Here is a 19629-nt window from a genome sequence, read left to right as displayed (position 1 = left end):
TCATGCCTCCCTCATTTTTTAGCCCTGATACTACGTGGACTGGAACTCAAATTCTCTTAAGTGAACAGCATTGCGGCCCGGCGCCGGGGTTTTTATTGGAACGCGCAAGCAATAAAAAGCCCCGGCAGGCGCCGGGGCTGGGAAAGGGGTCGGGTCAGTTGACCGAAATGGCGCGGGCGTCGATGAAGAAGCGGGCGTGGCCGTGGTCATCCACCCTTATCTGGGCGAGCAGGCGATCCTTTCGCTTGAACTCCCATCCTGTCTTGATCCGGGTCAGCGCGGGGCTGGCGGCACCGACCACGTTCAGATACTCATGAAACAGGCTGTAGCTTCCAATCTCGGTCAGCATCTTTTCCATTTGCATATCTCCTCAAGTGATGGGGTCAGCACATGCCACGCTAGCGGCAACCTTCTGAACCCTGCCTGTACAAAAACCAGACTACCCCATCAAGATGAAGGCAATATGATCAGGCGCAAGATCAGGAGGGATTTGCACGAAAAATGACACCGTTTTCAATCAGGGCTGGCGCGGCACGGCGAGATGATCGAGGGCGGTAGATCCGGCATGGGTCGGCAAGGCGGCAGCGGGTTGTTCCATCACCTGGCCATGGAAGACGGGATCCTGCGCCACCTCCTTGACGCCGTTGATGCAGAACTGCATACCCATGCACACCAGCAGGAAACCCATGATGCGGGTCATGGCGTCGATGCCGGTGGCTCCCAGGATCTTGCACACGGGATCTGCCAGCTTGAGCACACCCCAGCTGATCAGGCTCATCAGGGCGAAGGCGGTGACCATGGCGGCATAGATGACGACGCGATCGGCCTCGGCCGGCAGCTCGGCGATCTGGGCCGCGCCGCTGATCACCAGCGCCATGGTGCCGGGTCCGCACATGCTGGGCATGGTCAGGGGCACGAAGGCGATATTCTGGTTGGCCTCGACCCCGGCAGACTGGTTTGGCGAGGGGAACAGCATGCGAAAGCCGATGAAGGCGATGATGAGGCCACCGGCCAGGCGCAGGCCGGGAATGGAGATCCCGAACAGATCCAGGATGGAGGATCCGATGAAGAAGCTGACGCACAGGGTGGCGAACAGATAGAGGGCGGCCATGTTGATCTGGCGGCGAATGTGCTCGCGGGACATGCCCTTGCTCAGTCCCAGCAGCAGGGTGGCCGTGGTGGGCGGGTTGACCATGGGCAGCAGGGCCAGCAAGGCGAGAAAGATGACCTGGAAGAACATAGTGGACCTCGGGCAGGTGGACGGATTGGGGTGAGCTGGCAGGTCCGCAGCGGACCGCCACCCGGTCGATGATATCCGCAAAGAACAAGCCCCGACAGTGCGGGGCTTGCTTGGGAAGGATCAGGCGGCCTGCGGGGTTGCCTGGCGTTGGCCGCGCAGCCAGAGCCAGATGCCGAGCACGAAACCGAGGGCGGCCAGGCTGGCCACATAGTGGGAGGGGGCCAGCACGTCCTCCTTCATCCAGAGGGTGACCAGCATGGGGGTGAGGCCGCCGAAGATGGCGTAGGCCACGTTGTAGGAGAACGACAGCCCGGAGAAGCGCACCACCGGCGGGAAGGCATTGACCATGACGTAGGGCACGGCGCCGACGATCCCCACCGCAAAGCCCGCCAGCATGTAGAGGGGCACCAGCTGATCCGTGCCGGCTACCAGGCTGTGGTAGAAGGTATAAGTGGCGCCGGCCAGCAGCAGGGAGCCCAGGATGAAGGTAGGGCCGCTGCCGATGGCATCGATCAGGCGACCATAGACGATGCAGCCCAGGGTGAGGGCGACGATGGCCAGGGAGTTGGCGGTCAGGGCATCGGCCGGGCTGATGCCGTGCACCTTCTGCAGATAGGTCGGGGTCATCAGGATCACCACCACGATGCCGGCGGAGAGCAGCCAGGTCAGCAGCATGGAGACGACGACGCTGCCCTTGTGTTCACGCAGCACCGTCTTGAGGGGCAGCTCCTCGGCCAGGGACTTGTTGGCCTGCATCTCGGCGAAGACCGGGGTTTCGTGCAGCCAGCGGCGCAGGTACATGGCGACGATGCCGAACACGCCGCCGAGCACGAAGGCCAGACGCCAGCCCCAGTCGCTCACATCGCCCGGGCTCATGCCACGGTTGATGGCGGTCGCCACCAGGGAGCCGAGCAGGATGCCGGCGGTCAGCCCCGCGGTGAGGGTGCCGCAGGCGACACCGACCCGGCGGGCGGGCACGTGCTCGGCCACGAAGACCCAGGCACCGGGGACTTCCCCGCCGATGGCGGCCCCTTGCAGGATCCGCAGCAGCAGCAACAGCAGGGGGGCGGCGATGCCGAGCACGGCGTAGGTGGGCAGCAGGCCGATCAGCAAGGTCGGCAAGGCCATCAGGATGATGCTGAGGGTGAACATCCGCTTGCGGCCGATGAGATCGCCAAAGTGGGCCATGATGATGCCCCCCAGGGGACGAGCCAGGTAGCCGGCGGCGAAGATGCCGAAGGTCTGGAACTGGCGCAGCCACTCGGGAATGTCGGCCGGGAAGAAGAGCTCGCCGATGACCACGGCGAAGAAGACGAAGATGATGAAGTCGTAGAATTCGAGGGCGCCGCCCAGCGCCGCCAGGCTCAGGGTTTTGTAATCCTGTCGATTGAGGGGGCGACCGTGGTCGTGCGATGTGCTGACTTTACTCATATCCTTATGTTTCCCATCGTTTTTTTAGTTATTCTCCCCGGTGTGCTGCGGGGATACGCTCACCCACGAGGGTATGCTTTTGTGTCCCGCAATGTAAATCGCACAATTCGCAACACTGTCTTGCAGCACGGTGCGGCAAGTAGCTGGAGAGATCATGACGAAGAAAAAGGTACTGCTCTCCTGGAGCAGCGGAAAAGACAGCGCCTGGGCCTTGCATCGCCTGCGCCAGGATCCGGCCATCGAGGTGGTGGGGTTGTTCACCACCCTCAACCAGGCGTTCGAGCGGGTGGCCATGCACGGGGTGCGCAAGCAGTTGCTGCTGGCACAGGCTGAGTGTGTGGGCTTGCCGCTGACCACCATCGACCTGCCCTGGCCCTGCAGCAACGAGGAGTATGGGCGCATCATGACGGGCTTCATCGCCGATGTGCAGGCCAAGGACATTTACCACATGGCGTTCGGGGATCTCTTTCTTGAGGATGTGCGCGCCTATCGGGAGCGGCAACTGGCGGGGACCGGCATCACGCCGCTCTTCCCGCTCTGGGGCAGCGACACGACCGAGCTGGCGCAGGCGATGATCGACGCCGGGCTCAAGGCCAGGGTCTGTACCCTGGATCCGGGCAAGCTGGACGCCGGGTTAGGTGGTCATGAATTCGGCCCGGCCTTGCTGGCTGCCCTGCCCGCCGGGGTGGATCCCTGCGGCGAGAACGGGGAGTTCCACACCCTGGCCTGGGACGGCCCCATGTTCCTGCATCCCTTGCCCATCCGGGTGGGGGAGACGGTGCTGCGGGACGGCTTCGTCTTCACCGATCTGCTGCCCGCCACCGCCTAGTCGCGATTGGACTCCCGCTCGCCCTTGTCGTCGTTGTAACGCAGGGCGATCTCGTGGAACTGCTGGTGGATGCGGGCAAAGGCGTCCGTGATGTCGGGGTCGAAGTGATTGCCTCGTCCCGCCAGTATGATCGGCACCACCTCCTGGTGGGACATGGCAGCCTTGTAGCAGCGCTTGCTGATGAGGGCGTCGTACACGTCGGCCAGCGCCATCAAGCGGGCCGAGAGCGGGATCTCGTCACCGTGCAGGCCATAGGGATAGCCGGTGCCGTCCCACTTTTCGTGGTGGTAGCAGGCGATCTCCTTGGCCAGTCGCAGAAATTCCACCTCTACCCCCAGCGCCTCCTCGGCATGGACGATGGCCTCCTTGCCGAGAATGGAGTGGTGCTTCATCTGGGCAAACTCGTCCGCATCCAGCTTGCCAGGCTTGAGCAGGATCCGGTCTGGCACGCCGACCTTGCCGATGTCGTGCAGCGGGGCCGATTTGAACAGCAGATCGATGGTCTTGGGGGTCAGCTCTGCACGAAAGCGGGCATGCTCGCAGAGGGTCTCCGCCAGCAGCCGCACATAGTGCTGGGTGCGCAGGATATGGTTGCCGGTCTCGTTGTCGCGGGTTTCGGCAAGAGAGGCGAGGGAGTGGATGGTGATGTTCTGGATCAGTTCGTTCTCCCGGGTGCGCCGCTCCACCTCCTGCTCCAGAAAGGCGTTCTGGTCGTGCAGCAGATCCCGCGCCGCTTTCAGCTCCAGGTGGTTTCTGACCCGGGCCAGCACGATGGCGGGGGTGATCGGCTTGTGGATGTAGTCGACGGCTCCCAGCGCCAGGCCGTGCGCCTCCGCACTCTCCTCCACCTTGGCGGTCAGGAAGATCACCGGGATCTCCCGCACCTGCGGCATCTCCTGCAGCGCCTGCATTACCTGATAGCCGTCCATCTGGGGCATCACCACGTCGAGCAGGATCAGATCCACCCGGGTGCCGGCCGAGAGGATCTCCAGTGCCCGCTGGCCGCTGATGGCGACCTTGACCCGGTAGTGGGGGCTGAGCAGGGCGCTGAGCAGGGAGAGGTTCTCCGGTGTGTCATCGACCACCAGCAGGGTGGGTTTGGTATCGGGATCCAGCAAGTTGAGCATGATGGCGCCTCACTCTTGGTTGAACAGATCGGGTTTGAGGGCCCGGACTTGTTGCAGATATGCCAGGGCATCGGCGAAGCGAAAACGGGTCATGGCATCGTGCATGGCCGGTGCTGCCTCGCCCAGCAGGGGAGCGAGCCTGGCCTGATTGCGCTGGAACAGGATGAAGGCTTCCGCATCGTCTTCCAGCAGCAGCCCGGTCAGCTGGTGCAGCAGGGGGGCCAGCTCGGCGGGGGTAGCCTCCGGCAAGCCGGGGGTGGCAGGGGCCGGCAGCAGAGTCAGCAGGCTGGCGGCCAGTTGCTGCTGCTGTTGCAGCCCCAGCTCGGCCAGCGGCAGCAGGCTGGTGGCATCGTCTCCCCGGGCGAGGGCGCTCTCCAGCCGGGCCGAGACATCCTGCAGCGACCCGGCCCCCAGCGTTGCGGCTATGCCCTTGAGGGTATGGGCCTGTCGATGCGCTTCTTCCCGGTCATTCGCCTGCAGGGCGGCCAGCAGGGTTTCCATCGGCTGACTCCCCTGGCGGGCGAAACGTTGCAGCAGATCCCGATACCACTCCCAGTTATGCATCAATCGTTGCAGGGCTGGCTCGGCGTTGAGCCCGAACGCCTGCAGCTGTGGCAGCAAGGCGGTGGCGGGTGATGCGTGTGAGGCAGTGAGCGTGCTGTTGACCTCGCGGCTGAAGGAGGTTGCCCAGCGCTGCAGGGCCGCATACAGCCTGTCGGGGTCGATGGGCTTGGCAATGTGATCGTCCATCCCGGCAGCGAGGCAGCGTTCGCGGTCACCGGCCATGACGTTGGCCGTCATCGCCAGGATCGGGGTGTGTTGCCCGATGCCTTCCCGCTCGCGCAACAGCCGGGTGGCGGCCAGGCCATCCATCACCGGCATTTGCATGTCCATCAGGATCAGGTCGTAGTGGGTCTGGGCCACCATCTCCAGCGCGATGGCACCATTGCCGGCGATGCTGACATCGGCACCGATCGCCCGCAGCAGCTCCAGCGCGACTTGCTGATTGAGCTCGTTGTCTTCCGCCAGCAGGATCCTGAGTCCGTCGAAGCGGTAGCGATGGGCCACCTGCGGTGGTTTGAAGGTGAGTGAACTGGTTTGCTGGCCAAACAGGCCGATGACGGTATCGAACAGCACGGAGGCGCATACGGGCTTGACCAGCACCCGATCAAAGCCGGCGGCATCGGCCTGGCGAAAGACCTCTTCCCGTCCGTAGCCGGTCACCATGACCCGATAGGGACGCGGGCCCATGCCGCGGGCGATGAGGCGGCGACCGGTCTCGATGCCATCCAGCCCCGGCATGTGCCAGTCCAGCAATACCACTTCGTAAGGCTGTCCCTCCTGCTCGGCGCCGGCGATCATCTGTAGTGCCTGCTGGCCCGACTCGGCGGTGTCCACCACAAAGCTCATGCTGCGCAGCAGGGCGGCCATGATGGTGCGGGCGCTGGCACTGTCGTCGGCCACCAGCATGCGGCGCCCGCGCAGATCCAGGCTCGGCAGATAGCGGGATCTGCGCCTGCCCCTACCGAGTCGGGCGGTAAACCAGAAGGTGCTGCCCTGGCCTGGTTCGCTCTGTACCCCCACCTCGCCACCCATCAGCTCGGCCAGTTTGCGGGAGATGGCGAGGCCGAGGCCGGTGCCGCCGTACTTGCGGGTGGTGGAGCTGTCCGCCTGCTGGAAGGACTGGAACAGCCGCTGCTGCTGCTCCTGGCTCATGCCGATCCCGGTGTCCTGTACCGAGCAGTGCAGCAACACCTCCTGGGGTTGTTTCTCCAGGCAGCTGACCTTGACCAGGATCTCCCCCTGCTCGGTGAACTTGACCGCGTTGTTGGCGTAGTTGATCAGGATCTGGCCGAGGCGAAGGGGATCGCCATAGAGCAGGGTGTCGAGCTGGTGATCGACCTCGAACAGCAACTCTATGCCCTTGGCTTCCGCCTTTTCGCCCACCAGGGTGGCCAGATTCTCCAGTACATGGTCGAGATCGAATTCGATCCGCTCCAGATCCAGCTTGCCGGCCTCGATCTTGGAGAAGTCGAGGATGTCGTTGATGATGCCGAGCAGATGCTGGGCCGAACGCTGGATCTTGCTGACATAGTCGAACTGCTGCGGATCGAGCCGGGTCTGCAGGGCGAGATGGGACATGCCGAGGATGGCGTTCATGGGGGTGCGGATCTCGTGGCTCATGTTGGCGAGAAAATCGCTCTTGGCCCGGGTTGCGCCCTCCGCCAGCTCATAGGCCACTTCCAGCTCCTGGTTCTTGGCCTGCATCACCGCAAACAGCTCGTCCCGGGTCGGTTCTGCGAACTGCTGCTGCATCTGTTGCAGCAGCAGTTCATCGGGCCCGCGGGGCAGGCGGTAGACCAGGGCGATGGCGTTGTCCGCGTGCGCGACCAATCGGATGCCACATGAATGGCGGCCGTCCGGCTCGGGGGGGATGGGGGCGTCAGCGGAGAGCGAGAGCCACAACTCCTGTGTGCTAGGCTCCAGCCACAACTGCAGTTGCAGCGGCTCTGTGTTCGCCACCAGCTGGCGTACCAGCTCGGAGGTGGCGCCCGCCAGCGGTGCCACGAAGGTGGGACTTCCGTCGAGGCAGGTGAGTACCTGGATCACCTTGCGCCGGGCGGTGAGTGCCGCCGCCGGGCCTGACAGCAGGGTTTCGCCGATCAGTTGCCGCATCTAGTCCTCCTTTCCTGCCAGCACGCGCAGCACGATGCAGCTGGCATCGTCGGTGCTGCGGCCACTGTGGGCGATCACCTGGCGTGCCAGCTGGGCGGGCTCGGCGGCCAGATCCAGCGCACCGTCGCGCAGGTTGAGGGATTCGCTGATACCGTCCGAATAGAGCATCACCACGTCCCCCGCGACGAGTGGCTGGCGCTGCAGCAAAGGGGTGGGGAAACGCTCCCCAAGCACCCCGTCGCGGGAGATGCCGCGCCAGGGTTCGTGGCCGCGCAGGCAGATGCGGGTATTGCCGATGCCGGCATAGCTCAGCTCACCCCGTTCGCCGTTGACCAGGGCCACGCCGGCGGCGGCGCCCCGGGTACCGATGCAGTGCTGGTGCAGCAGTTGCAACAGGCGGGCCGGTTCCTGCTCGTGGGTTTGCTGCAGCGCTGCCTCCAGCACCTGTACCAGCTTGTTGGCCGAGGCACCGTGGCCGCTCACGTCGATCAGGATCAGCGATACCCCCTCCGGCCCCGGTCGGATGAAGGCCAGATCACCGGAGACCCGTTCCGGATAGCAGGGGCGGTTCTCGCTGGCCCATGCCAGTTGCAGGCCGGCGTGCAGCTGGCCTGTGCAGGCTAGGGGAGCGATTGGCCTGGATACCAGAGGGGCCGCGCCCAGCCACTTGCGGGCCTGTACCAGAGTTCCCCCTTCCGGCGGGGTGCTGATGGTGAGTTCCGACATCATGCGGCGCACGCCGGGCAGGCCTAGCCCCAGGGTGCCCGAGGTGCTGTAGTGGTCCTGCATGGCCTGATGCACATCCCCAATGCCGGGTCCCTGATCGCGGGCGATGATGTCGATGCAGGGACGCCCGCTGGGATGGTGGAGGGTGAGGGTGATCTCCCCCCGCTCGGCGTATTTCAGGATGTTGCTGCCAAGCTCGGAGACCACGGTGGAGAGCATGGCACGGTCCACCTCGGACAGGTTGGCGATGAAGGGGAGGCGGCGTACCGCCATCACCGTCAGGTGCAGGTCGATGTCGTGGCGCAGCGGGTAGCTGGCTTCTTGAAGGCTCTGTTCCAACTGCATGATGCGCTACTCCTCATCCTTGAGCGTCCTGCGAACATGGGCGAAGGCATCGTCCATGTCGAGAAAGCAGCGCAGCGGCCCGGGCTCGGCATCGGCCAGCGCCAGGAAGGCGGCGATCCCTGCATTGAGCCCAACCAGCAGACAGACGGCACCGAGCAGGCGGCACACCTCGGCCAGTTTGCGTACCTGCCTGAATTCGTGGTGATCGAGCAGCATGACCCCGGAGAAGTCGAGCAGTACCGCGTGCTGGCGGCCCAGCATCAGCCGCTGGGAGAGGGCCTGCATCAGTTGCTGCATGCCCTCGTCACCGAGGTCGGGGCGCATGCTGACCACGATGCAGTCGGCCACGTCGGCGATGCCCAGATCATTGTTGAGCAGCATGCATCTCTCCTGGAGGCCTAAAGGGTGGATCCGACCCGCTTGAGGGCTATCTCGAAGGCATCCCGCAGGGTCGCCGTGGTGCGGATGTCGCCGACAGAGACCCCCAGCTCCACCATGGTGCGGTCGCCTTGGTGATCTTGATCAGCTGGTTGGCGACGCCGGTATCCACGGTGGCGACTCCGGCGATGTCCAGTACGAAGACCCGGGCCCGGGTCTCGGCAATCTTGGTGAGCGACTTGTTCATCACGTCGGCGGTACGCATGGAGTCGATGATCCCCACCAGCGGCAGCAGCAGGATCCCGTCCCAGATGGGGGTGACCGGGGTCGACATCTCCTGCAGCGACTTGTGCAGCTCCTCGCGCACCCTGGCGGCCTCTTCCGCCTCCTCCATGGCGCGCTTGAGCTGGTGATGCTGTTCTACTTGGGCTGTGATGTCGGTGGCAAACTTGACGATCTTGCTGGGCTTGCCGGTGAGATCCAGCACCGGGTTGTAGGAGCCCTGGATCCAGATCTCTTCACCCTGTTTGCCGATTCGGCAGAACTCTCCCGCCAGGAATTCACCGCGGCGCAGGGTTTCCCAGAAGGTGCGATAGTCGGTCGACTGGGCGTAGTCGGGATCGACCAGCAGCCTGTGGTGCTGGCCCTTCAGCTCTTCCAGCTGATAGCCCACTGTCTCCATGAAGCGGGCATTGGCATCGAGGATGATGCCATCCAGTGAAAACTCCACCTTGCCCATGACCCGGCTCAGGGCGTTGAGCTGCCCCTCGAAGTTGGCGTTCATCTGCTTCTGTTCGGTCAGGTCCATGGTGTATTCGATGACCTGAACCAGCGCGCCCTGTTCGTCCAGCAGGGGGCTGCAACTGCCTCGCAGCCATATGTCCCGCCCCTGCCGATCCCGGCGGCGAAACTCTCCCTCCTGTGCCTGCCCCGTTCGCAGCGCCTGCCAACGGGCGGCCTCGTCGGCGGATTCTGCTGCCTCCGCGGGGAACAGCATGCTGTAGTGCTGACCCTTGAGCTCGGCCAGCTGGTATCCCATGATGGCGAGAAAGCGGGGGTTGGCATCCAGAATCAATCCGTCTGGCGCGATCTCGAGCCGGGCCATCAGCTGGTCGACGGCCTCCAGTCTGGCCTGGGATGAAGCGGGAGTGACAGTATTCGAATGGGCAGCTGCGGTGTGCACGTCCATGGCATCTCCGGTAAATGGTGCAATTGATTTGAATGCCATTAGAAGGCGTACAGCAGTTATAGCCCACCGGGGCGAGAGCGGGGGACAAGAAGTGCCGAAAGAGCCTGCTGGTAGGGGGGGCTTGGGCCTGGAGAGTTCGTCATGAACACCTTATATCGGGATTAATGTCATTATCGCCCCGCTTTGCCCTGGTTGCCGCCAGCCTGACCCTGCCCGCCGTGACAGTCGAAATCCCGACCAGCCCCGCCGGTGTCATTGCGGTGAGCCTGGCCCAGCAGGCCCCTTTCACTGGGTGTCGGTGACGCAGATTGCCAGGAGCCTGGATGGGCTGCTGCCGATGGCGGTGGGTTTCGACATCGACGACACCCTGCTCTTCTCCAGCCCGGGGGGCTATCGCGGCAAGCAGGCGTTCTCCCCCAATGGTGAGAGCTACCTGAAGAATCCGGCCTTCTGGGAGAAGATGAGCAACGGCTGGGACGCGTTCAGCGTGCCGAAAGAGGTGGGCAAGGCGCTCATCGCCATGCACTTCCCGCGCGGCGATCACATCTACTTCGTCACCGGCCGTTCGGCCAACTCCACCTACTTGCCCCTGCCGCTGGCTGGCGCATGGGAGGAGGAGGTGATCGTCAACTCCCTGTACTGAGGTTCCCATGCATGGCAAAAGGGCCGGATCCTGTCAGGTTCCGGCCCTTCTTTTGGGCGTCTAGCGGGCGGCGAAGGTGTCGCAACTGGCGGGCTTGCCGCTGTCAAAACCGCGTTTGAACCAGGCGAGGCGCTGGGCCGAGGTGCCGTGGGTGAAGCTGTCGGGAACGACCCGGCCCTGACCTTGCTGCTGCAACCTGTCGTCGCCTATGGCCTGGGCGGCATTGAGCGCCTCTTCCAGATCGCCACGCTCCAGCACCTGCTCTTTTTCCATGTAGTGGCCCCAGACCCCGGCGAAGCAGTCCGCCTGCAGTTCGAGCTTGACCGACAACCGGTTCTGGGCGACCTGGCTCAGCCCCTGTTGCTGCTGGCGCACCTTGGTGGAGATGCCGAGCAGGTTCTGCACGTGGTGGCCCACTTCGTGGGCGATCACATAGCCCTGGGCGAAGTCGCCGTCGGCCCCCAGCTTGTCGCGCATGTCCTGATAGAAGGAGAGATCGATGTAGACGGTGCTGTCGGCCGGACAGTAGAAGGGCCCCATCACCGACTGCCCCTGGCCGCAGCCGGTGCGGGTCGCACCGCGATAGAGCACCAGTCTGGGGGCCTGATAGTGGTTGCCGCTTTGCTGGAACATCTCACCCCAGGCGTCCTCCGTGGAGGCGAGCATCACCGAGGTGAAGCGGGCGAGGGGATCGTTTGCAGCCTGGGACGAGTTCTGACGCTGGGGCTGGCTCTGCGGGGCCGGATCCTGCAGCAGGGGGCCGAGGTCCACGCCGTAGTACCCCGCCACCATGATCACCACCAGCAGGATCAGACGCCCCTTGCCACCGATGGGCAGGCCGCCGCCCCCGTTGCCGCCGCTTTGCTGGCGTCGGTCTTCCACATTGTTGCTCTCACGGCGATCTTGCCAGCGCATATCCCCATACTCCCGTCATTGGTGGTGGCAGTAATGATAATGGCTGGCGCCGGGGCTTGCCTAATCGGCCCGGGTCATTCGGCCCAGGGCATCTCGGGCAGGCTGTCGAGAAACTCGCCGTAACGGACGAGGTTGAAGGGGCCCTGTTCGGCTTCCATGGCCATGAGTTCGGCGCCCAGGGCGCAGGCGATGTATTGCAGCGCCTCTTCCCGCGGGGTGCCCTTCATCACCAGGCGCATCAGGGTCGCTTTCACCTGGAGGGGATGGCCGTCGGCGAGCTGGTTCTCCACCATCTCCAGCAGTGTCTCTTCATCAAAAAATTCGGGGGTATCGGTCATGGCCGTTCTCCTGCCTGTTCCATGGGGTGGGCAGTATAGCGGGGACGCGGCTCCCGGGGGCGAAAATATCCTCCGGGTCTTGCCAAGGAAGCGGGGCGGGAGCAGTCTTGGACACTCTCTACTGCCGAACGAGCCCATGTCATGATCCTCTCCGAGCGCCTGGAACTGCGCAAACTGACCATTGTCGATGCCCCCTTCATTCTCGAACTGCTCAACGATGGTGATTTTCACCGCTACATCGGCGATCGCGGGGTGCGTACCCTGGCGGATGCCGAAAACTACATCCAGCAGGGGCCTGCGGTCAGTTATGCCCGCTACGGTCACGGACTCTATCTGGTGGTGCGGCGGGAAGACGGGGCCAGGCTCGGCATCTGCGGTCTGATCAAGCGCGATACCCTGCCCTGTGAAGACATCGGCTATGCCTTCCTGCCCGCCTGGCGCGGCCAGGGCTATGCCATCGAAGCCGCGCGGGCGGCCATGGCAGATGGCCGTGAACGGCTCGGCATCGAGCGGGTGGTCGCCATCGTCACCCCGGGCAATGAGCGCTCGGTCCGGCTACTCGCCAAGCTGGGGCTGAGTCAGGGTAAACGGGTCAGGCTGGGAGCCGGCGAGGAGGAGTGCCTGCTGCTGGAGGCGCCGGACAAGGAGACTTGCGGGGTCTAGTCATCGCTCGGGTGGTGGGGCCATGCAGACTATGACGTCAGGCAAGGAGGCCGCCGTGAGTTGCGGCCTGTCTGCATCGGGCGCTGCCTGGGCAGGCCGGATCAGTTGAGCTCTTCGATGGAGAACTCGCCGGCGATGCCATCACAGGAGATGGCGAAGCCGCCGCTGAAGCGGGTGCTGAACTGGATCAGGAACGCATCGTCGTCGTGTTCTTGCACGGGCAGGTTGATGGGTTTGCTGCGACGCAGGGGTTTGCGGATCTGTACGTGTTTCATCATGGTATTTCTCTATATAAATTAAGTGTTTGCTCCTTGTATTGGCAAATGTCAGGTCAATGGGCGCGGTCAGCACGATGGCGGACGAGCGCGCAGGAATACCCAGCCCGGTTCAGGGGCGTCTGCACTTTCAAGGAAGGCGCCAAGGACCACGCGGATGCATGATGCTACTTGGGAGTGGGCAGATCGGGTCTGCACCGTGAGAGCCGGGCAACGCAGGCAGACAGCCTGAACGGTTCTCAAGGCGAGTAAATCAGAAGAAGGTTATGCGGGTACTGGCAGGATTCATCGTGAGGTGAAGCATTGCGAACATAATCAGGGCTGATTAACTAGCCGGCGCGCATTCTCTCCTCGAAATGTGTAAAAAGCAAACACTAATTGTGCGTTCACCCAGTCATTCCCTGTTTTTCACGGCCACGGGGACGGCAAAAGGGCTCCCGAGGGAGCCCTTTTCATTGCCGGTCAGGGACGGGCTCAGGCGTCGCCGCAGGCCTTCTTGGCGGCGGTGATCATGGGGGTAATGGTCATGCCCTGTACCACGATGGAGAACATCACCACCGAGTAGGTCATCACCAGGATCACCTGGCGCAGATCGACGTTGTGCTCCGGGATCATCATGACACCGGATGGCAGTGCCAGGGCCATGGCCATGGCCAGACCGCCACGCAGGCCGCCCCAGGTGAGGATGCGCACCGAGAAGGTGTTGTAGCTGCGGAACTTGCGGAACGTCACATAGGGCAGGGAGACGCTGATGAAGCGGGCAGCCAGGCAGAGCGGCACCGCGATGACCAGCAGGATCCAGTCGCGCCAGTCGAGGTCCAGCAGCACCAGTGCCAGACCGATCAGCAGGAACAGCAGGGCGTTGAGGAACTGATCCATCAACTCCCAGAAGTGATCCAGGTGGTGCTGGCTCTGCTCGGAGAAGCCGGAATGACGGGTCCAGTTGCCGATCATGATGCCGGTCACCACCATGGCCAGGGCGCCGGAGACGCCGATCATGTTGGCGAAGGCGAAGCCCGCGGTCGGGATGCAGAGGGTCAGCAGCAGCTCCAGGGAGCCGTCGTCGGTGGCGCTGATCATCACGTGGGCGATGAGACCCAGCACGGCACCGAACAGGATGCCGCCGAGAGCCTCATGCAGGAACAGACCGGCCACGCTGCCGAAGGTGGGCTCCACGCCGCCAAAGGCCACGGCAAACACGGTGGCGAAGATGACCAGACCGACACCGTCGTTGAACAGGGATTCCCCCTCGATCTGGATGGCGATCTGGGGTGGCGCCTTCATCTTTTTGACGATGGCCAGTACGGCGATGGGGTCGGTGGGGGAGATCAGGGCACCGAACAACATGCAGTAGACCAGCGGCACATCCCAGCCCAGCAGCTTGGCGATGAACCAGAAGCCGTAGCCGATGAGGAAGGTGGAGAGCAGGGTGGCGGCTATGGCCAGAATGGTGATTTCCCACTTCTGGCTACGCAACGCCTTGAGGTTGATGCCAAGCCCGCCGGCGAACAGCAGGAAGCCCAGGATCCCCTTCAACAGGAAGTTCTGGAAGTCGATGCTCTCCATGGTCTTGATGGCGAGAGGCTCCAGATTGAACCAACCCAGTTTGCCAAACAGCACCAGCAGCGCGGAGATCAGCATGGAGCCCGCAGTGATGGCGATGGTGGTCTGGATCTTCACAACATACTGGTTGGCAAAGGCGATGAAGATCGCCAACGCTGCCAGGAAGCAGAGTGTGTAGTAGACGCTCATAGTTATTTTTCTCTTTGGTAAACAGCAAGCACGTATCCCTCTTGAGGACGGGCATAGGGTACTCCCGGGTTAGATCATGCTCATTACCTATTTATGGTTATATTTAATCGTCACCACGGACAGATAGACGGCTAGATTTCCATTTGATTTGATTGCTGCTAGGATGGGCATCACGCAGTTGCATGGATGTAAGGGGTACGAGCGGTGTCGAGCAGAGAGTCGAACAAGAAAGCAGATGTCACAACCAGGCTGGAAGCCTGTCTCAAGGAGCGGATCCTGATCATCGACGGGGCCATGGGCACCATGATCCAGGGTTACAAACTCGGTGAGGCGGACTATCGGGGGGAGCGGTTTGCCGACTGGCATACCGACATCAAGGGCAACAACGACCTGCTGGTGTTGAGCCGTCCCGCCGTCATTCGCGAGATCCACGACCAGTATTGTGCCGCCGGGGCCGACATCCTCGAGACCAACACCTTCAACGCCACCCGCATCGCCATGGCGGACTACGAGATGGAAGCGCTCTCGGCCGAGATAAACCGGGAGGCGGCCCGCCTGGCCCGCGCCGTGGCGGACGAGTGGACCGCCAAGGACCCGGCGAAACCGCGCTTTGTGGCAGGGGTTCTGGGCCCCACCAACCGTACCGCCTCCATCTCGCCGGACGTGAACGATCCGGGCAAGCGCAACGTCACCTATGACGAGCTGGTGGCCGCCTACACCGAATCGACCCACGCCCTCATCGAGGGCGGTGCCGACATCATCCTGATCGAGACCATCTTCGACACCCTCAACGCCAAGGCGGCCGCCTTCGCGGTGGACCTGGTGTTCGAGGAGCTGGGTTACAGCCTGCCGGTGATGATCTCCGGCACCATCACGGACGCCTCCGGTCGTACTCTCTCGGGCCAGACCACCGAGGCCTTCTACCACTCCCTTCGCCACGTCAAACCGGTCTCCTTCGGCCTCAACTGTGCGCTGGGGCCGGACGAGCTGCGCCAATACGTGGAGGAGCTGTCCCGCATCAGCGAGACCCATGTCAGCGCCCACCCCAACGCCGGTCTGCCCAATGCGTTTGGCGAGTACGATCTGGACGCGGTCGAGATGGCGGAGCATATCCGCGAGTGGGCTTCGAGCGGCTTTCTCAACCTGGTGGGCGGCTGCTGCGGCACCACCCCGACCCACATCCGTGCCATGGCGGACGCCGTGGCGGGCATCACACCCCGCGCCCTGCCGGATCTGCCGGTGGCCTGTCGGTTGTCGGGCCTGGAGCCTCTCATCATCACGGCGGACTCCATGTTCGTGAACGTGGGTGAGCGGACCAACGTCACCGGCTCGGCCAAGTTCAAGCGCTTGATAAAAGAAGGGCTCTACGACGAGGCCCTGGATGTGGCCAAGCAGCAGGTGGAAAACGGCGCCCAGATCATCGACATCAACATGGATGAGGGGATGCTGGACGCCGAGGCGGCCATGGTGCGCTTCCTGAACCTCATCGCCGGGGAACCGGACATCGCCCGGGTGCCGGTGATGATCGACTCCTCCAAGTGGGAGGTGCTGGAGGCGGGCCTCAAGTGCGTGCAGGGCAAGCCGGTGGTCAACTCCATCTCCATGAAGGAGGGGGAGGACAAATTCATCGAGCAGGCGAAACTGCTGCGCCGCTACGGCGCCGCCGTCATCGTCATGGCGTTCGACGAGGTGGGCCAGGCCGATACCCGGGCCCGCAAGTTCGAGATCTGCCAGCGCGCCTACCGCATTCTGGTGGACCGCGTCGGCTTCCCGCCGGAAGACATCATCTTCGACCCCAACATCTTCGCGGTGGCGACCGGCATCGACGAGCACAACAACTACGCGGTGGACTTCATCGAGGCGGTGAAGGACATCAAAACGCACCTGCCCCACGCCATGATCTCCGGCGGCGTCTCCAACGTCTCCTTCTCCTTCCGTGGCAACGAGCCGGTGCGCGAAGCCATCCACGCTGTCTTCCTCTACCACGCCATCAGGAACGGCATGGACATGGGGATCGTCAACGCGGGCCAGCTTGCCATCTACGAAGACATCCCGGCCGAGCTCAAAGAGAAGGTCGAGGCGGTGGTGCTGAACCTCAACGACAACGCCACCGAGGCGCTGCTGGCCATCGCAGAGAAGTATCGCGGCGCGGGTGCCCAGGCGGAGGATCCGCGGGATCAGGAGTGGCGCAGCTGGCCGGTGGGCAAGCGGCTCGAACACGCCCTGGTCAAGGGGATCACTGATTTCATCGAGGAGGATACCGAGGAGGCGCGCGCCCAGGCCGAGAAGCCGCTGCACGTCATCGAGGGGCCGCTGATGGACGGCATGAACGTGGTGGGCGATCTGTTCGGCGCCGGCAAGATGTTCCTGCCCCAGGTGGTGAAGTCGGCCCGGGTGATGAAGCGGGCGGTGGCCTACCTGCAGCCTTACATCGAGGCGGAGAAGTCCGGCGGCTCCAGCAACGGCAAAATCGTGCTGGCCACCGTCAAGGGCGACGTGCACGACATCGGCAAGAACATCGTCGGGGTGGTGCTCCAGTGCAACAACTTCGAGATCGTGGATCTCGGGGTCATGGTCTCCTGCGAGACCATCCTCAAGACGGCCCGGGAAGTGAACGCCGACATCATCGGCCTGTCGGGCCTCATCACTCCGTCCCTGGACGAGATGGTGCACGTAGCAAAGGAGATGGAGCGTCAGGGGTTCAAGCTGCCGCTGCTCATCGGCGGTGCCACCACTTCCAAGGCCCACACCGCGGTGAAGATAGAGCAGAACTACTCCGAGCCCGTGGTCTATGTTTCCAACGCCTCCCGCGCCGTGGGGGTGGCCCAGAGCCTGCTGAGCCCGGAGCTCAAGCCCGCCTTCGTGGCCCGCATCGACAAGGAGTACGAGATTGCCCGCGAGCAGCATGCCCGCAAGCAGCCGCGCTCCAAGCCGGTTTCCCTGGCCCATGCCCGGGCCAACCGCCATCAGCTGGACTGGGTCGGTTATGAGCCCCCCGCGCCCCGGGAGCCCGGCGTGCAGACCTTCGAAAACGTGCCCATCTCTGTGCTGCGCCCCTACATCGACTGGACGCCGTTTTTCCTGAGCTGGGAGCTGGCGGGCAAGTTCCCCCGCATTCTGGAGGATGACGTCGTGGGGGAGGAAGCGACGCGCCTCTACGCCGACGCCAACGCCATGCTGGACCAGCTGGAGAAGGATCAGAGCGTGCGCTGCGCCGGCATCGTCGGCCTGTTCCCCGCCAACGCCGTGGGGGACAGCATCGAGGTTTACACCGACGAGTCCCGCACTGAAGTGAAAAAAGTGCTGCACCACCTGCGCCAGCAGAGCGAGAAGCAGGGCTTCCCCAACTACTGTCTGGCGGACTATGTGGCGCCAAAAGAGAGCGGCAAGCCCGACTGGATCGGCGCCTTCGCGGTGACCGGCGGCATCGGCGAGGAGGCCATCGCCAAGGCCTACAAGGCGGACCACGACGACTACAACGCCATTCTCATCCAGGCGGTGTGCGATCGCCTCGCCGAGGCCTTTGCCGAATACCTCCACGAGCAGGTGCGCAAAGTGCACTGGGGCTATGCCCCGGACGAGGCGCTCAGCAACGAAGAGCTTATCCGCGAAAATTATCAGGGGATACGTCCGGCGCCGGGCTACCCGGCCTGCCCGGAGCACACCGAGAAGGGGAGCATCTGGGAGCTGCTGGACGTGGAGCAGGCCATCGGTATGCAGCTCACCGAGTCCTACGCCATGTGGCCGGGGGCGGCGGTATCCGGCTGGTACTTCTCCCACCCCGAGAGCAAATACTTCGCCGTGGCCCAGATCCAGCAGGATCAGGTGGAAGACTACGCCATGCGCAAGGGGATGACCCTGGCAGAGGCCGAACGCTGGCTGGGGCCCAACCTGCATTGATCCCCGTCTGCCCCGCCTCACGAAGTGCGGGGCAGACGCCGGGTACGCACGCCATATCGAGGTTGCCATGAAGATTGGATTTGTCGGTCTGGGGGCCGTGGTGCAGACAGCCTATCTGCCTACACTCGCCGCACTGGCGGAAAATCCCAAGATATGGGGTTTTGATCCCGCCATCACCCTGCCCGGCGTCATGTCTGCGCCGACCCTGGAAGCCCTGCTGGCCGAACCCCTGGATCGGCTGGTGATCGCCACCCCTTCCCTGCTGCATCTGCCTGTGCTGGAGCAGGCACTGGCCAGCGCCATTCCCCTCATCCTGGTGGAGAAACCCGTGGTGGCCACCCTGGCCCAGCACGATCGTCTGCGCGCCCTGCTGGCGGACCCCGAGGTCGCGGCCAGGGTGCTGGCGCTGGATCACTGGATGGCCCGCAATGCCGTCCAGCAGTTGCTGCTGAGCGGCAAACTGGATGAAGGCTGGCAGCCTCGGGAACCAGGCTGCGCCGGTGTCGGGCTGGCCACCCTCGCCGATATCAGCGCGGTGGAGGGCTTTTTGCTGGAACCCTGCGGCCTGGACGAGGCAGGGCATCCCTATGCCCTCAACTTCGCCACCGGGGAGCCGGATCGGCGGGTCCTGCGCCATCCAGACGGAGTGATCCTCGACATCGGCACCCATCTGCTGGCGATGGTCCGGGAACTGCTGGTGGCCCTGGGTGGGGACGACCGCCTGCACCTGATCGCGGAGGGCGTCTGCGACCGGCTGGGGCAGCCCATCCGGCGCGGGGATCTGGAGACCGCCGAGGGGCGGGCCTGCCTGCGCGGCGAGGCGGCAGGGGTGCCCCTGACCCTCTGGCTCGACAAGTATGCCGGTCCCGGGGTGGAGAAGAAGGGGCTTTGCCTGCACCTCAAGGATGGGCGGCGCATCGAGCTGCTTCGCTGCGGCAACCTGGAGTGGTTGCACCATCACGATGTCGACGGGATGCGGGGCTGGCAACATGAGGGGCCCCTCTATCGCCACTGTATCGCCCAGACCCTGCTGGCCCCCGTGCCTTTGGGAGGCTGGACCGGCACCACGGCGCGCCGTTTGCAGGAGGTCGCCCTGCTGCTTGAGTTGCAGCAAGGGCTGCGCGGCCCCCATTGACGTCGCTGGCGCCATCCGGCATGAGGGCTGGTGGCTGGCGCCGTCTTGCAGAACGGTCCGTTCTTGA

At 63.9% G+C, this 19629-nt stretch carries 18 protein-coding genes; 6 read left to right on the top strand and 12 right to left on the bottom strand.

All coding sequences use genetic code 11. The annotated features are described in order from the left end of the window. Window positions 1-154 precede the first annotated feature (154 nt). From OKB81_RS06545 to OKB81_RS06535, 3 genes are all read right to left on the bottom strand, one after another. On the bottom strand, window positions 155-358 hold the full coding sequence (locus OKB81_RS06545; protein WP_041212219.1) for a hypothetical protein: 204 nt from the start codon (window positions 356-358) through the stop codon (window positions 155-157). 159 nt (window positions 359-517) lie between these two features. Further along, window positions 518-1240, bottom strand: coding sequence for a MarC family NAAT transporter (locus tag OKB81_RS06540; protein ID WP_160838068.1), 723 nt, complete (start codon window positions 1238-1240; stop codon window positions 518-520). A gap of 120 nt (window positions 1241-1360) precedes the next feature. Further along, the gene (locus OKB81_RS06535) at window positions 1361-2671 is read right to left on the bottom strand and encodes an MFS transporter (RefSeq protein WP_160838066.1); all 1311 of its coding nucleotides are present in this window, start codon (window positions 2669-2671) and stop codon (window positions 1361-1363) included. Between the two features lie 154 nt (window positions 2672-2825). On the opposite strand from OKB81_RS06535, the gene OKB81_RS06530 reads away from it, so the two are divergent. Next, a complete protein-coding gene (locus OKB81_RS06530) occupies window positions 2826-3500 on the top strand; it encodes an ATP-binding domain-containing protein (RefSeq protein WP_045522934.1) in 675 nt (224 codons plus the stop codon). Here OKB81_RS06530 and OKB81_RS06525 read toward each other — a convergent pair. The 5 genes from OKB81_RS06525 to OKB81_RS06505 are packed head-to-tail and all read right to left on the bottom strand — an operon-like array spanning window position 3497 to window position 9941. Continuing rightward, window positions 3497-4627: an HD-GYP domain-containing protein gene (locus OKB81_RS06525; RefSeq protein ID WP_043154351.1), complete on the bottom strand. Its 1131-nt coding sequence runs from the start codon at window positions 4625-4627 to the stop codon at window positions 3497-3499. The two genes, OKB81_RS06530 and OKB81_RS06525, sit on opposite strands and share 4 nt — an antisense overlap. 9 nt (window positions 4628-4636) lie before the next feature. After that, window positions 4637-7303 (bottom strand): response regulator, encoded by a 2667-nt coding sequence (locus tag OKB81_RS06520; protein WP_160838064.1) that lies wholly within the window; start codon window positions 7301-7303, stop codon window positions 4637-4639. After that, window positions 7304-8374, bottom strand: coding sequence for an ATP-binding SpoIIE family protein phosphatase (locus OKB81_RS06515; protein ID WP_160838062.1), 1071 nt, complete (start codon window positions 8372-8374; stop codon window positions 7304-7306). A gap of 6 nt (window positions 8375-8380) precedes the next feature. After that, window positions 8381-8755: an anti-anti-sigma regulatory factor gene (locus OKB81_RS06510; RefSeq protein ID WP_043154645.1), complete on the bottom strand. Its 375-nt coding sequence runs from the start codon at window positions 8753-8755 to the stop codon at window positions 8381-8383. 46 nt (window positions 8756-8801) lie between these two features. After that, window positions 8802-9941, bottom strand: a complete 1140-nt coding sequence (locus OKB81_RS06505) for a PAS domain S-box protein (protein ID WP_234888612.1) — start codon at window positions 9939-9941, stop codon at window positions 8802-8804. Window positions 9942-10105: 164 nt separating this feature from the next. Here OKB81_RS06505 and OKB81_RS06500 point away from each other — a divergent pair, with 164 nt between their 5' ends. After that, window positions 10106-10243, top strand: a complete 138-nt coding sequence (locus tag OKB81_RS06500) for a hypothetical protein (protein ID WP_234888611.1) — start codon at window positions 10106-10108, stop codon at window positions 10241-10243. Continuing rightward, window positions 10240-10584, top strand: coding sequence for an HAD family acid phosphatase (locus tag OKB81_RS06495; protein ID WP_261999904.1), 345 nt, complete (start codon window positions 10240-10242; stop codon window positions 10582-10584). Before OKB81_RS06500 ends, OKB81_RS06495 begins: the two co-directional genes overlap by 4 nt. Window positions 10585-10644: 60 nt before the next feature. Here the strand turns inward: OKB81_RS06495 and ypfJ are convergent, their stop codons facing one another. Then, a complete protein-coding gene (gene ypfJ / locus OKB81_RS06490; protein WP_104451995.1) occupies window positions 10645-11499 on the bottom strand; it encodes a KPN_02809 family neutral zinc metallopeptidase in 855 nt (284 codons plus the stop codon). A 74-nt stretch (window positions 11500-11573) separates the two neighbouring features. Beyond that, window positions 11574-11837 (bottom strand): hypothetical protein, encoded by a 264-nt coding sequence (locus tag OKB81_RS06485; RefSeq protein WP_039040440.1) that lies wholly within the window; start codon window positions 11835-11837, stop codon window positions 11574-11576. Window positions 11838-11978: 141 nt separating this feature from the next. Here OKB81_RS06485 and OKB81_RS06480 point away from each other — a divergent pair, with 141 nt between their 5' ends. Further along, entirely contained in the window at window positions 11979-12500 is a 522-nt protein-coding gene (locus OKB81_RS06480; protein ID WP_270665407.1) for a GNAT family N-acetyltransferase, read from the top strand. Window positions 12501-12601: 101 nt separating this feature from the next. Here the strand turns inward: OKB81_RS06480 and OKB81_RS06475 are convergent, their stop codons facing one another. Further along, complete coding sequence (locus OKB81_RS06475; RefSeq protein WP_010672653.1) at window positions 12602-12778, bottom strand: hypothetical protein; 177 nt, start codon at window positions 12776-12778, stop codon at window positions 12602-12604. Between the two features lie 471 nt (window positions 12779-13249). Next, the gene (locus OKB81_RS06470; RefSeq protein ID WP_041214319.1) at window positions 13250-14527 is read right to left on the bottom strand and encodes a cation:proton antiporter; all 1278 of its coding nucleotides are present in this window, start codon (window positions 14525-14527) and stop codon (window positions 13250-13252) included. A gap of 204 nt (window positions 14528-14731) precedes the next feature. On the opposite strand from OKB81_RS06470, the gene metH reads away from it, so the two are divergent. Together metH and OKB81_RS06460 are read left to right on the top strand one after the other, a co-directional pair. After that, window positions 14732-18427 carry a methionine synthase gene (gene metH / locus OKB81_RS06465; RefSeq protein ID WP_160839222.1) on the top strand — a complete coding sequence of 1232 codons (3696 nt, stop codon included), beginning with the start codon at window positions 14732-14734 and terminating at the stop codon, window positions 18425-18427. Window positions 18428-18494: 67 nt separating this feature from the next. Then, window positions 18495-19562 (top strand): Gfo/Idh/MocA family oxidoreductase, encoded by a 1068-nt coding sequence (locus tag OKB81_RS06460; RefSeq protein ID WP_160839224.1) that lies wholly within the window; start codon window positions 18495-18497, stop codon window positions 19560-19562. Window positions 19563-19629 lie beyond the last annotated feature (67 nt).

Origin of the sequence: Aeromonas sp. QDB56 (assembly GCF_027705505.1) — a bacterium.
In the GTDB taxonomy this organism is placed as follows: Bacteria; Pseudomonadota; Gammaproteobacteria; order Enterobacterales; family Aeromonadaceae; genus Aeromonas; species Aeromonas caviae.
Note: the sequence above shows the minus strand (reverse complement) of the source record. Positions and strands in the feature narration are given on the sequence as shown.

Bases quoted from the DNA above. Each gene is read 5' to 3' on its own strand.
- OKB81_RS06545 (WP_041212219.1), bottom strand. From the start codon at position 358: ATGGAAAAGATGCTGACCGAGATTGGAAGCTACAGCCTGTTTCATGAG.
- OKB81_RS06540 (WP_160838068.1), bottom strand. From the start codon at position 1,240: ATGTTCTTCCAGGTCATCTTTCTCGCCTTGCTGGCCCTGCTGCCCATG.
- OKB81_RS06535 (WP_160838066.1), bottom strand. From the start codon at position 2,671: ATGAGTAAAGTCAGCACATCGCACGACCACGGTCGCCCCCTCAATCGA.
- OKB81_RS06530 (WP_045522934.1), top strand. From the start codon at position 2,826: ATGACGAAGAAAAAGGTACTGCTCTCCTGGAGCAGCGGAAAAGACAGC.
- OKB81_RS06525 (WP_043154351.1), bottom strand. From the start codon at position 4,627: ATGCTCAACTTGCTGGATCCCGATACCAAACCCACCCTGCTGGTGGTC.
- OKB81_RS06520 (WP_160838064.1), bottom strand. From the start codon at position 7,303: ATGCGGCAACTGATCGGCGAAACCCTGCTGTCAGGCCCGGCGGCGGCA.
- OKB81_RS06515 (WP_160838062.1), bottom strand. From the start codon at position 8,374: ATGCAGTTGGAACAGAGCCTTCAAGAAGCCAGCTACCCGCTGCGCCAC.
- OKB81_RS06510 (WP_043154645.1), bottom strand. From the start codon at position 8,755: ATGCTGCTCAACAATGATCTGGGCATCGCCGACGTGGCCGACTGCATC.
- OKB81_RS06505 (WP_234888612.1), bottom strand. From the start codon at position 9,941: ATGGACGTGCACACCGCAGCTGCCCATTCGAATACTGTCACTCCCGCT.
- OKB81_RS06500 (WP_234888611.1), top strand. From the start codon at position 10,106: ATGTCATTATCGCCCCGCTTTGCCCTGGTTGCCGCCAGCCTGACCCTG.
- ypfJ (WP_104451995.1), bottom strand. From the start codon at position 11,499: ATGCGCTGGCAAGATCGCCGTGAGAGCAACAATGTGGAAGACCGACGC.
- OKB81_RS06485 (WP_039040440.1), bottom strand. From the start codon at position 11,837: ATGACCGATACCCCCGAATTTTTTGATGAAGAGACACTGCTGGAGATG.
- OKB81_RS06480 (WP_270665407.1), top strand. From the start codon at position 11,979: ATGATCCTCTCCGAGCGCCTGGAACTGCGCAAACTGACCATTGTCGAT.
- OKB81_RS06475 (WP_010672653.1), bottom strand. From the start codon at position 12,778: ATGATGAAACACGTACAGATCCGCAAACCCCTGCGTCGCAGCAAACCC.
- OKB81_RS06470 (WP_041214319.1), bottom strand. From the start codon at position 14,527: ATGAGCGTCTACTACACACTCTGCTTCCTGGCAGCGTTGGCGATCTTC.
- OKB81_RS06460 (WP_160839224.1), top strand. From the start codon at position 18,495: ATGAAGATTGGATTTGTCGGTCTGGGGGCCGTGGTGCAGACAGCCTAT.